We start from the raw sequence: 12,781 nt of genomic DNA, 5'->3' as shown, positions 1-12,781 counted from the left end.
CGCCCGTCCAGGTTCACCTGATGACAGGGGCTCCGTTGCCGGTCGGGCTCGTTCGCCACGTCCAGGGCCCTGCCGCCGACGCCGTTGACGACGCGGAAGGCCCTGGTGAGCATGGCGACGGTGACCTGGGGCGCGTGGCCACGTAGCATCATGATTGCGTAAACACTCGCGAACCCGAGTGGCGATTGAACTTCTGCCGCGCCACGCGGCACTGTCGCACCCCCATCAAGATGCCGCAGGGTCGGATCAGGTCCCGGCGAACACTTGCCACAGCAATCATGTTTACGCAAACATAGCGCTGGCAGGCTTCTCGACAGCGCATCCCACCCCCAGCACAGGAGCACCCGTACATGCCTCTTCTCCAGTCCGACGGCGGCGGCTTCACTCTCGACGGCGAACCGTTCCGGCTCCTGTCCGGCGGGATGCACTACTTCCGCACGCACCCCGGCCAGTGGTCGGACCGGCTGCGCAAGGCCAGGCTCATGGGCCTCAACACCGTCGAGACCTACGTGCCCTGGAACCTGCACCAGCCGCGGCCCGACAGCTTCAGCCTCGACGGCGGCCTCGACCTGCCCCGGTTCCTCGGCCTCGCGGCCGCGGAGGGACTGCACGTGCTGCTCCGGCCCGGCCCCTACATCTGCGCCGAGTGGGAGGGCGGCGGCCTCCCGTCCTGGCTGCTCGCCGAACCGGACATACGGCTCCGCTCCCGCGACCCCCGCTTCCTCGCGGCGGTCGACGACTACTTCGACCGCCTGCTCACGCCGCTCCGGCCGTACCTGGCCTCCCGGGGCGGCCCCGTCCTGGCGGTACAGGTGGAGAACGAGTACGGGGCGTACGGCGACGACACCGGGTATCTGGAGTACCTCGCCGCCTCGCTGCGCCGCTGCGGTGTCGACGTGCCGCTCTTCACCTGCGACCAGCCCGCGGACCTGGAGCGCGGCGCGCTGCCCGGCGTCCTCGCCACGGCCAACTTCGGCAGCCGCTCCGACGAGGGCCTGGCCACTCTGAGGGCCCACCAGCCCAAGGGGCCGCTGATGTGCACCGAGTTCTGGATCGGCTGGTTCGACCGCTGGGGAGCCCACCACGTCGTGCGCGACGCCGGCCATGCGGCGCGGGAGCTGGACGAACTCCTTTCCACCGGGGCGTCGGTGAACTTCTACATGTTCCACGGCGGCACCAACTTCGGCTTCACCAACGGCGCCAACGACAAGCACACCTACCGCCCCACCGTGACGTCGTACGACTACGACGCCCCGCTCGACGAAGCCGGCGATCCCACGGAGAAGTTCACCGCCTTTCGCGACGTGATCGCCAAGTACGCTCCCGTGCCGGACAGTCCCGCGCCCGCGCCCGGCCCCAGGCTCGCCCGGCAGACCGTGCCGCTCACCGAGACCGCCGCACTGCTGCCGCATGCCGCGGCGCTCGGTGCGGCCGTCGACGCGCACCGCCCCCTCACCATGGAGGAGCTGGAACAGGACTTCGGCTTCGTCCTGTACGAGACGACGCTGTCGCTCAAGGGCCCGGCGCTTCTGGAGGTCGAACAGGTCCGCGACCGCGCCCAGATCTTCGTCGACGGGCAGCCCGTGGGCGTCCTGGAGCGCGAGAACCACGACCACGCCCTGGCCTTCACGGTTCCCCGGGCCGGCAGCACCCTCACCGTCCTCGTCGAGAACCAGGGACGGGTGAACTACGGGCCGGGCATCCACGACCGCAAGGGTCTGCCCGGCAGGGTCCTCCTGGACGGCGCCGAGCTCGCGGGCTGGACCAGCCGGCCCCTCCCCCTCGCGGACCTGGAGGGCCTCCCCTTCGCTGCCTCGGCCGCCGCTCCCGTCGGACCGGCCTTCCACCGGGGCGTCTTCGAGGTGACCGACCCGGCCGACACCTTCCTCCACCTCGACGGCTGGACCAAGGGCAACGCCTGGGTCAACGGCTTCGCACTCGGCCGTCACTGGTCCCGCGGCCCGCAGCGGTCCCTGTACGTGCCGGCCCCGGTTCTGCGCGCCGGAACCAACGAGGTCGTCGTGCTGGAGCTCCACGCGGCGCACCGGGCCCGGACGGTCGAGTTCCGTCCGACGCCCGATCTCGGTCCCACCGAGGAGTAGCCGGCGGCCGTACGACGGGCCATCGGCGCGGGCCCGGTCCTTCGACCGGGCCCGCGCTCCGCTGTGGCGTCAGCCCTGCCGGAGCTGCTGTGCCCCGGATCCGTCGCAGGTGCGCTGCACGGCCTTCGCGCCGTCCGCGGTGGAGGCGCCGTCCACGTCCAGGCACTTGGCGCTGTGCCGGGCCCTGAGCGTGAGGTACCCGTCGCCCGTGCCGCGCACCGCCCACTCCTGGTTGCGGCCGTTGTTGCACGCGTACTGGAGGACGACCGCGCCGTCGGCCGTGGAGACGTCGCTCACGTCGAGGCACTTGCCGCTGTGGCGGGCCACGACGTTCACGTATCCGCCACCGGTGGGACGGAGCGACCACTGCTGGTTCGTACCGGCGGTGCAGCCGTACTGCACGACGGCCGCCCCGTCGCCGGAGCCCGCGCCGCTGACGTCGAGACACCGGGAGCTGTGCCGGAAGGCCAGGGTCCTCCAGCTGTCCGGTGCCGCGCTCGGGAGGGTCCAGGACTGGTTGGCGCCGGTCGTCGGCCGGTAGACCCCGACCGGCGCGCCGTCGCCGGTGGAGGCGCCGCTGACGTCCAGGAGTTCGCCGCTGGCCCTGTTGATCAGGGTGTGGTGACCGTCGCCGGTGGTCGAGCGGATCCACTGCTGCGCGGTGGACGTTCCCGGTGGGGCGAGAGTGAGCGTTCCGTCGGATGCCGAGAGTGCCTGGCCGGTCTTCCGGCTGGTGACGCGGTAGGCGGCGCCGGCGCTCCAGTCCGTGGCCGACAGCGGGGTGAAGGTCCACTGCTGTGCGGGGTCGGCGGGTGCGGAGGTGCGCTGCACCGGGGTGTTCCCGCCGTTGACGGTGGCCACGGCGAGCGCCTTGCCGCTGTTGTCGTTGACCAGTTGGCGCGGGGCGCCCGTGGGCGCGGTGGCCGTCGCCGGGTCCACACCGGTGACCGTGGGCAGGACGAACGTGGTGACGGAACCGGGGCCGACGGTGGCCTTGAGCGTCCGGCCGGTCACGGCCGCGTCGGTGTCGCGCTTGAGATTGCGGGTGGCGTCCGTGGTCCACCGCTCGACGAGTCCGTCGGCCGCCGTGCGGAAGCCGTCGAGGTCGAGGGTGAGTTCGCGTGCTTCGCCGGTCGGGTTGGAGTGGACGACCACCACGCCGTCCCCGCCCGGCCGTACCGCGGCCAGGGTCTGCGGGTCGTCGGTGTCGACGATGTGCGCGCCGGGGCGCACGAAACGGCTGTAGTTCGCCATCGCCCAGTACTTCTTGTTCTTGCGCAGCGGTTCGGTGGCCGCGTCGTCGGGGGTGAGGTCCGTCTGTATGAGGCCCCAGTTCGAGTTCTCGTGACCGGGCGTCATGTTCTCGTAGTCCTCGACGGCCTGCCACAGGACCCAGGCGCTCGGCTCCAGCTCCCGGATGTCGTCGTTGATGTGCCGGGCGAGGTCGAGTGCGGGGCTCATGTCCGTGAAGCTCTGCGGGACGCTGCCACCGGTGTCGACCTCGGACATCCACAGGGGCGTGCCCTCGCCCTTGGCGATGTCCCGGGCCCCGGTGCGGCCGCCGGTCCCGTACGTGTGCGCGTTGAGCCGGCCCACGGCCTCGCGTGCGCCGGGCGCGTACGCCTCCCAGTCGGAGCGGAAGGTGTCCGGGTTCGTCTCGTCCATGGCGGCGATCGGGGTCTTCACACCCTTCGCGTCGAGCGCGGCACGCAGGGTCGTGATCATGCGCGCCTGGGAGGCCGGGTCCCAGTGCGAGCCCTCCTGGCGGCCGCCCGCGTGCCAGTAGTCCGTGTCGGGCTCGTTGACCGGTGAGACGGAGTCGAAGGTGACTCCAGTGGCGGACTGGGCCCGTTGGAGGGCGCCGGTGAGATAGGCGGCGAACCGGTCGTACTGGTCGGCCCGCAGGTTGTCCTGCCCGCCGTCGCCCGCTCCGGAGACCAGCCCGCTGTTGGTCATGAAGTACGGGGCGGAGTTGGAGAACGCCTCGAAGGTGCGGGCCCCGCGCGCCCTGGCGGCCGTGAGCCACCAGCGCTGGTTGGCGTCGGCGCCGGGGCTCCAGTGGTCGGCACGGTCCGGGTCCCACCAGTCGGGGGTCTCCGGGCCTGGCCGGTTCCAGTAGCCGGGGACGGCCGCGCCGGGCCGCATGTACGGGGCGGTCTCGGGGCTGTCCCCGCCGCCGATGTTGTAGCGGGCGATCGTGAAGCCGAGGCCGTCGGCACCGTAGAGGGCGTCCGCGAGCGCGTTGCGCTGTGCGTCCGGCCAGCCTCCGGTGACGTTGGCGAACCAGGCCAGGGCGGTTCCCCATCCTTCGAAGGCCGGATGCTGGTAGCTGGGGTCGAGGCGTACGGTCAGTGCCGCGGCGGGGGTCTCCGCGGCACTCGCCGTCTGCGTACCGGTGCCCACGGCTGTGACGGCCGTGGCGACGAGGGCCGTGGTGGCGCCGAGGACGGCCAGGTTCCTGAGCCGCCGGGTTCGACGTGCCGGCGGTCGGTTGCGGGTGCAGAACACGCGTGCTCCTTCACGTGGGGGTGAGGTCGGCCGGGGTCCGTCACCGCGCCTCCCGGCCCGGGGCCGGGAGGCGCGGTGACGTGGGGGCCGTCGTGGGGGGTGGTGGTCTCGGGGGCGGTCAGACCGCCGAGCGCCGCCACTTCTGGTTGTCGCCCGCGTTGCAGGTCCACTGCTCCAGGGCGGTTCCGTCGGCCGTCGACTGATTGACGACGTCGAGGCACTTGCCGCTGTGCCGGGCCACGAACTCGACGTAGCCCGCGGTGTCGGTCGTCCGGACCTCCCACTGCTGGGATGCGGAGCCGTCACAGGTGTTCTGTACGGCGAGCGCCCCGTCGGCGGTCGAGGCGCCGGCCACACCGAGGCACTTCCCGCTGTGCCGGGCCATGATCTGGACGTTGCCGGTGCTCAGCTCCTTGATCCAGAAGTTCTGGTTCACACCGCTGCCGCAGCCCCACTGGATCAGCTGCGTGCCGTCCGCCGAGTCGAAGTTCGCCACGTCGGCGCACTTGCCGCTGTTACGGGCGGCCAGCGTCTCCCAGGGCACGTTCATTCCGCTGACGGTTCCCGCGGCCGCGTCCACGGTGATCTGCGGGGAGTAGTCCATCGTCATGCTCGTACGGGTGGGGAAGGCGATCGGGAGCCAGACGTACTGGGAGTCGTTGACCGTGCCGCCCATGGCGTTGCCCCAGCGGTCCCCCATGTAGAGGAACGAGGTGCCCCCGGTGCCCTGGACGGGGAGGACGAAGGCGGTCTGGCTGCGGTAGGCCGTCGGGTCGCCGACGTCCTTCAGACCGGTCCAGGAACCGGTGACGCTGGAGGCGGTGGCGTACTTCTGCTGGTTCGGGGCCCAGCCCGTGGCGCCGGAGGTCAGGAGGAAGTACACGCCGTCCCGCTTGAACATGGCGGGCGCCTCGCGCCACTGGCCCGGCCACAGCTTCTGGACCTGCGACTCGACCGCGGTGTAGTCAGGGGTCAGACGGTAGACGTGCAGGTCGGCGTTCTCGTTGGCCGCGGAGATCATGTAGCCGGTGCCGTCGGTGTCGACGAACGTCGAGATGTCCCGGGACATGTGGCCGAGCGGCCGGAAGCTGCCGCGCCATGCGTAGTCGCCGTCCACCGTCGAGGACACCGCGACGGCGGCGCGCGCCTCGCCGTAGTCGGAGGTGTTCTCCTTGTGCATCCACATCACGAACTGCCGGGTGGACGCGTTGTAGATGACCTTGGGCCGCTCGATGTTGGCCTGGTCGAGCTCCGGATCGGTGGCCTCGGTCAGGACGTGGTTGCGGAACTCCCAGGACTTCAGGTCCGTGGAACGGTATGCGGAGACGTACCGGAAGGTGTTGTCGGTGTTGCGGTCCTCTCCGAACCAGTAGTAGTACTGCCCGACCTTGATCACGCCGCCCCCGTGCGCGTGGACGGGGTTGCCGGCGGGATCGGTGAACTGTGTGCCGTTGACGACGGTCACCGGGGCGGCGTGGGCGGTGCCCCCGGTGGTGAGCAGGGAGAAGAGGAGGGCGCAGATCATTGCCGCCGTCCTGGGGATGTTCAGTCGCATGGCGCGACACCTCGTGGTCTCTCGTCGGACTGGTTGCCGCGCGGACAGCACGGCAGACGGCCGCCGCGGAAACACGGAGCGGCGGGGTGGGGGGAGACGGCCCTTCGGGCTGTGCCGAGCACCGCTGCTTACGTGATGTTTTCGTAAACACGATGTAGCCGGAAGTGTGGGAGGGCGCGCGGAAGCCTGTCAAGGAGTCGGACGAAAGCGGCCGCCTTTTGACCCGGAGGGCCTGTTTGCGTCAACATGACTGCATGGGGGTGCAGCCTGCGCGCACCCCCAGAACCTCTGGGAAGGAGCGGTCGAAGGTGGCGGAAAAGGCAACAAGAACGCCGCGCTCGCGACCGCCCCGGAAGTGGCCCTCCATGGCGGAGGTCGCGGCGAAGGCGGGTGTTTCCTCACAGACCGTCTCCCGCGTGGCCAACAACCACGACAACGTCGACGAGACGACGCGCGCGAGGGTTCTGGCCGCGATGCAGGAGCTCGGCTACCGCCCGAACGCGGCAGCTCGTGCGCTGGTCACCGGCAAGTTCGGAGCGATCGGCGTGGTCAGCTTCGACGTGGGCGCGCACGGCAACGCCCGTACGCTCGGCGCCATCGCGGACGCGGCGCGCGAGGCGGGGTTCTCGGTCAACTTCATGGGAATCCGGGCGCAGACCGAAGCCGCCGTGCGGCAGGCCTTCCGCCATCTCATGCTGCAGTCCGTCGACGGCATCGTGCTGGTGGAGTCGCAGATGCTCGACACCCCGTCGCTGCATCTGCCGCCCACCATGCCGGTGGTCGTCGCCGACGGCGACACCGGTCACCAGTACCCGAACGTCGACTTCGACCAGGCCAGCGGCACGCAGAGCGTGGTCCGGCACCTGCTGGAGCTCGGCCACCGGACCGTCCACCACGTCAGCGGCCCGCGCGATTCCTTCGCCGCGCGGCGGCGAGCCGAGACATGGGAGCGCACGCTCGTCGCGGCCGGCGCCCCGGTACGTCCGACCCTGTACGGGGACTGGACCGCCGAATCGGGCTACCTGGCCGGGCGGACCCTGGCCCAGATGCCCGAGGCCACAGCCGTCTTCGCGGCGAACGACCAGATGGCGCTTGGGGTCCTGCGCGCCATGCACGAGGCGGGCCGGTCCGTGCCGGGCGAGATCAGCGTGGCCGGCTTCGACGACGTGCCCGAAGCCCCCTTCTTCGAACCCCCGCTGACCACGGTGCACCAGGACTTCGACGTGGTGGGCCGGCACTGTGTGACCCTGCTGCTGGAGCAGATCGAGCGCCGCGGCAACGGGCCGCGGCGCCTCGCCGTCGAACCCACTCTCGTCGTGCGCGCCAGCACGGCACCGCCCGCCGTCTGACGGATTCCGGGCTGCTGATCCGACGGCCGTCCGCTCGCGGGCCGGGCCGCCGGCCGCCCTCCGGATGCGCCGCCGCGCCACAGGTACGTTGAAGCCGCGCCCCGTCGCAAGGTGCTCGGCCACCCGGCGGAGCACCCGTCCACCCCGCCCCCACCAGCGGTTTTCCCTGCGTCACCCCGGCGGCGGATCCGTGCGCTCGGCGCGCGTGCCCCGTACGCCGCCCCTCGGGCCGCCGAGCCCGCACCGTTCCGCCGGCTGACCGAGCCCGCCTCCGGCCGTCGTTCCCTGCGTCAACTCACGGCCTCTCGCCGCACATCACGGTTGATCGCTACCTCCTTGTGCTTGACGCCCATCTGACGGTGATGCAACCATCGAGCCACCCGATGATTACGTAAACATCAGCCATCGGCTCCCACTGCTTCCGGCCCTCCTCATGCGGCCTTCCCATCCAAGGCCCCAGCTTCCTCCGCCCCGTTCCCGACCAGTCGGTCACCGACGCAAGGAACCACCATGACGCTCCTGACGACCTCTGCGCAGGCGGTCCAGCCGCCGCGCGGGCGAACCCTTCTCCGGCGCCGGAAGGAGGCCTTCGTCGGCTGGGGATTCGTCGGTCCGTTCGTCGCGGTCTTCGGCCTCGTGTTCCTTGCCCCCATCGGATACGCGCTCTACCTCAGCGTCTTCCGGGACCAGCTGATCGGGGGCACCTCCTTCGTCGGCCTCGACAACTACAGCGAGGCGCTCACGGACCCCCGGTTCTGGGACGGACTGGTCCGCGTGGGCCTGTTCCTCCTGGTCCAGGTGCCGATCATGCTCGGCATCGCGCTGCTCATCGCCCTGGCGATCGACAGCGGCCGGCTGTACGGCACGGCGTTCTTCCGCGTCTCGGTCTTCCTGCCGTACGCGGTACCCGCCGTCGTGGCCAGCCTGATCTGGGGCTTCATCTACGGCACCCGCTTCGGTCTCGTCGGCAACATCAACGACACCCTCGGGGTGACACTGCCCGACCCGCTCTCCCCGTCCCTGGTCCTGGCCGCCATCGGCAACATCGTGACCTGGGAGTTCGTGGGCTACAACATGCTGATCTTCTACTCCGCGCTCAAGGTCGTCCCGCGCTCGCTGTACGAGGCCGCGGCGATCGACGGCGCGGGCGAATGGCGCATCGTGGCGTCGGTCAAACTGCCGGCGATCCGCAGCGCGCTGGTCATCGCCACGATCTTCTCGATCATCGGCAGCTTCCAGCTGTTCAACGAGCCGAGCATCCTCCAGAAGCTCGCCCCCAACGCGATCACCAGCGATTTCACCCCCAACCTCTACACGTACTCGCTGTCCTTCGCGGGCCAGCAGCACAACTACGCGGCGACCGTGGCCATCGTGATGGGCGTGATCACCGCGATCATCGCCTACGCGGTCCAGCTGCGCGGCATGCGGAAGGGCTGAGCCGATGACCACCCCTCTCACCACAGCGGCGGCGACCGAGGCCGCCGAGCCCGCCGGCGGCGCTCCGGTGACCACGCCCGCGGCCACCACGCCGAGACGCCGGAAGCGGCTCCCGCACACCCCGCTCAACCCCCGGCCCAGCATCCCCCTGACCCTCGTCACCGGCCTGGCCCTGCTCTACACCCTGCTCCCGCTCGCCTGGCTCGTCATCAACTCCACCAAGGACCAGAAGGGACTGCTCGACTCCTTCGGGCTCTGGTTCGCCGACGACGTCAACCTCTGGGACAACATCACCCGCACCCTCACGTACGACGACGGCGTCTTCGTACGCTGGCTGCTCAACACGCTCCTCTACGTGGCCGCGGGCGCCGGAGGCGCCACCGTCCTCGCCGTTCTCGGTGGCTACGCCCTCGCCAAGTTCAACTTCCCCGGCCGCAAGGCGGTCTTCGCCGTCGTCCTCGGAGCCGTGGCGGTCCCGGGCACCGCCCTGGCCGTCCCCACCTTCTTGATGTTCAGCAAGATGGGCCTCACCAACACCCCGTGGGCCGTCATCATCCCGTCCCTGATCTCCCCGTTCGGGCTCTACCTGATGTGGGTGTTCGCCGCCGAGGCCATTCCCGCCGAACTCCTGGAAGCCGCCCGCGTCGACGGCTCCGGGGAGCTGCGCACCTTCTTCACGATCGCCCTGCCACTGCTGATGCCGGGCACGGTCACCGTCCTGCTGTTCTCGATGGTCGCGACGTGGAACAACTACTTCCTGCCGCTGATCATGATCAAGGATCCCGACTGGTACCCGCTGACCCTCGGCCTCAGCGCCTGGAACGCCCAGGCCCAGACAGCCGGCGGCGAGGCCGTCTTCGACCTCATCATCACCGGCTCCCTGCTGACGATCGTGCCCATCGTGGTGATCTTCCTGCTGCTCCAGCGGTTCTGGCAGTCCGGTCTCGCCGCGGGCAGCGTCAAGGAATAGGCCGCCGCCCCTCCGCCCTCCCCTCTCCCACTCCACCCGCATCACCGACCAGGAGCACAGCCCATGAGAAAGCACACCACCCGCAGACTGCTCGGCGCGCTCGCCGTGGCCTCCGCACTCGCGCTGACCGCCACGGCCTGCGGTTCCGACGCCGGGGACGGCGACGGGGGCAACGCCCCGAAGGACGTCAAGTCCGCCCTGGAGAAGGGCGGAAAGGTCACGGTGTGGGCCTGGGAACCCACGCTCAAGAAGGTGGCGGAGGACTTCGAGAAGAAGTACCCGAACGTCGACGTCGAGCTGGTCAACGCGGGTACCGGCGACAAGCAGTACACCGCCCTGCAGAACGCGATAGCGGCCGGCTCCGGCGCCCCCGATGTCGCACAGGTGGAGTACTACGCCCTCGGGCAGTTCGCCATCGCCAAGTCCGTCGAGGACCTGTCCCCCTACGGTGCCGAGAAGTTCGGCAAGACGTTCACGCCCGGACCGTGGAACGCGGTCACCCAGGACAAGGCGGTCTACGCCCTGCCCATGGACTCCGGCCCGATGGCCTTCTTCTACAACAAGAAGGTGTTCGACAAGCACCACATCGAGGTGCCGACGACATGGGACGACTACGTGGCGGCGGCCCGCGCCCTCCACAAGGCCGACCCCAAGATCTTCATCACCAACGACACCGGTGACGCCGGGGCCACGACCAGTCTCATCTGGCAGGCCGGCGGCCGGCCCTACAAGGCCGACGGCACGGACGTGACCGTCGACTTCGGCGACGCGGGCACCAAGAAGTACACCGCCACCTGGCAGAAGCTCCTCGACGAGAAGCTGGTCGCGCCGGTCAGCTCCTGGAGCGACGCCTGGTACAAGGGCCTGGCCGACGGGTCCCTGGCCACCCTCTCCATCGGCGCCTGGATGCCGGCGAACCTCACCTCCGGAGTCGCGGCCGCCTCGGGCGACTGGCGCGTCGCCCCGCTGCCCCAGTGGACGAAGGGCGACAAGGCGAGCGCGGAGAACGGCGGCAGCTCGCTGGCCGTGCCGAAGGCCGCCAAGAACAAGGAACTCGCCTACGCCTTCACGGAGTTCGCCACCACCGGAGCCGGCGCCACCACCCGCGTCTCGGCGGGCGCCTTCCCGGCCACCAGGGCCGACCTGGAGTCGAAGGCGTTCCTCGACGCCCCGTTCCCCTACTTCGGCGGCCAGAAGGCCAACCAGGTCTTCGCCGAGTCGGCCCGCAACGTCAGCACCGACTGGTCCTACCTGCCCTACCAGGTGTACGCGAACTCGGTCTTCAACGACACCGTGGGCAAGGCCTATGTGTCCTCCACCGAGCTCACCGACGGCCTGAAGGCCTGGCAGGACGCGAGCGTCAAGTACGGCAAGGACCAGGGGTTCAGCGTCAGCGACTGACCCTCACCGCACACAGGCTGTTTGAAATTGTCGCACCCCCAGTTCAGTCGGCAGGCCTTCGAACTCGTTGGCGTGTCAGCTGAACTGGGGGCTTTTCATTACCCATTCACCGATATGGATGGTTGCCTGTAACGGACTCATCTCACCCAGCCGCACCTCTTGACGTTCCAAGCATCGCGTTGTGTTATGTAGCTAAACGTTTGAACCTGTTTGATTCCCAGGATCCAGGTTCCTGCGACGAGGCGTTCTCTCAGCCCCGCAGCCCCTTCTTTCCTCCTCTCGTACCGACCTCCGCGCGACTGCCGGGCGGAGGTCGCTGTCAGCACCTAGGAGATCCCGATGTTCCGTTCCACGCCCAGCCGCGCGGCCGCTGCCACCGGTCTGCTGCTGACCCTCGGTCTGAGCACCGCGTGCTCCTCGGGCAAGGAGTCCACGGCGGACGGCCCGGCCGCCAAGGCCGACGGCCCCCTCTCGATCACGTATCTGCAGAAGCAGGGCGACCAGGAGTACTTCATCGGCGAGGCCGCCGGCGCGAAGGAGAAGGCGAAGGAGCTGGGCGTCGGCCTCAAGGTGGTCAACCTGGGCAACGACGCCAACAAGACCGTCAGTGAGGTGCAGTCGGCGATCGCGCAGAAGACGAGCGGAGTCGTCATCGTCGTTCCCGACCCGGCCGTCGGCCCGCAGGTCGTGCAGACCGCGAAGGACGGCAAGGTCGCGCTCCTGACCTCCGACGACCAGATCTGCGCCACGGGCCCCGACCCCGCCTCCTGCGGCAAGGGCGACCTCGTCCCGCGGATCGGGTTCAGCGGCTCCCAGATGGGCGAGGAGGTCGGGAAGCGTGCAGCCGCCGAGTACCGGAAGGCCGGCTGGAAGGCCTCCGAGACGCGGACCATCTCGGCCTGGAAGCAGGACGTCACCGTCTGCGGTGACCGGGTGGCCGGTGCCAAGAAGGCGTTCCGGGCGGCCGTTCCCGGTGTGAAGAACATCGACGTTCCCACCGACAACACCCCCACCGGCGCCCAGGACAGGATCGCCGCGACGATCACCGCCAACTCCGGCGTCAGGAACTGGGTGGTCTGGGGCTGCAACGACGAGAACGTCATGGGCGGCGTGACCGCGCTCGCCAACGCGGGCGTCGGCCCCGACCGCGTCATCGGCGTCGGGCTCGGCGCCTACCTCGCCTGCAAGGAATGGCAGTCCGACAAGCCGACCGGCATGAAGGCCGCGCTCTTCATCAACGGCAAGGACGTCGGAGCCCTGGCCGTCCAGACCATGTACGACAAGCTCAAGAACGGCAAGGACTTCCCCAGCGAGGCCTTCGCCCCCACCACCATGGTCGACCACACCTCGTGGAAGGGCGCCGGAGTCACGTGCGGCTGAGCGGTCCCCCGCGGGCGGGCGTCACACACCCCGTCGGCGACCCGCACCATGCCCCTGCCCGCACCGTTTCCCCGAGGTG

8 protein-coding genes are annotated in these 12,781 nt (G+C 69.9%); 6 read left to right on the top strand and 2 right to left on the bottom strand.

Annotation, left to right across the window (positions count from 1 at the left end; translation table 11 throughout):
* Positions 1–350 precede the first annotated feature (350 nt).
* Positions 351–2,102 (top strand): glycoside hydrolase family 35 protein, encoded by a 1,752-nt coding sequence (locus OG408_RS35705; RefSeq protein WP_266785809.1) that lies wholly within the window; start codon positions 351–353, stop codon positions 2,100–2,102.
* Between the two features lie 69 nt (positions 2,103–2,171).
* Here the strand turns inward: OG408_RS35705 and OG408_RS35700 are convergent, their stop codons facing one another.
* Both OG408_RS35700 and OG408_RS35695 read right to left on the bottom strand, forming a co-directional pair.
* Positions 2,172–4,610 carry an RICIN domain-containing protein gene (locus OG408_RS35700; protein ID WP_326673721.1) on the bottom strand — a complete coding sequence of 813 codons (2,439 nt, stop codon included), beginning with the start codon at positions 4,608–4,610 and terminating at the stop codon, positions 2,172–2,174.
* Between the two features lie 118 nt (positions 4,611–4,728).
* On the bottom strand, positions 4,729–6,165 hold the full coding sequence (locus OG408_RS35695; RefSeq protein WP_326673720.1) for an RICIN domain-containing protein: 1,437 nt from the start codon (positions 6,163–6,165) through the stop codon (positions 4,729–4,731).
* Between the two features lie 365 nt (positions 6,166–6,530).
* Here OG408_RS35695 and OG408_RS35690 point away from each other — a divergent pair, with 365 nt between their 5' ends.
* From OG408_RS35690 to OG408_RS35670, 5 genes are all read left to right on the top strand, one after another.
* The gene (locus OG408_RS35690) at positions 6,531–7,514 is read left to right on the top strand and encodes a LacI family DNA-binding transcriptional regulator (RefSeq protein ID WP_285564130.1); all 984 of its coding nucleotides are present in this window, start codon (positions 6,531–6,533) and stop codon (positions 7,512–7,514) included.
* Positions 7,515–8,024: 510 nt separating this feature from the next.
* Positions 8,025–8,951 carry a carbohydrate ABC transporter permease gene (locus OG408_RS35685; protein ID WP_285564131.1) on the top strand — a complete coding sequence of 309 codons (927 nt, stop codon included), beginning with the start codon at positions 8,025–8,027 and terminating at the stop codon, positions 8,949–8,951.
* Between the two features lie 4 nt (positions 8,952–8,955).
* The gene (locus OG408_RS35680; protein WP_266785799.1) at positions 8,956–9,921 is read left to right on the top strand and encodes a carbohydrate ABC transporter permease; all 966 of its coding nucleotides are present in this window, start codon (positions 8,956–8,958) and stop codon (positions 9,919–9,921) included.
* A 63-nt stretch (positions 9,922–9,984) separates the two neighbouring features.
* Positions 9,985–11,322 (top strand): ABC transporter substrate-binding protein, encoded by a 1,338-nt coding sequence (locus OG408_RS35675; protein WP_285564133.1) that lies wholly within the window; start codon positions 9,985–9,987, stop codon positions 11,320–11,322.
* Between the two features lie 339 nt (positions 11,323–11,661).
* Positions 11,662–12,702: a substrate-binding domain-containing protein gene (locus OG408_RS35670; protein ID WP_266785795.1), complete on the top strand. Its 1,041-nt coding sequence runs from the start codon at positions 11,662–11,664 to the stop codon at positions 12,700–12,702.
* The last annotated feature ends 79 nt before the right edge of the window (positions 12,703–12,781 follow it).

The organism is Streptomyces sp. NBC_01257 (assembly GCF_035917255.1).
Taxonomy (GTDB): Bacteria; Actinomycetota; Actinomycetes; order Streptomycetales; family Streptomycetaceae; genus Streptomyces.
This window is presented reverse-complemented; position numbering and strand designations above follow the sequence as displayed.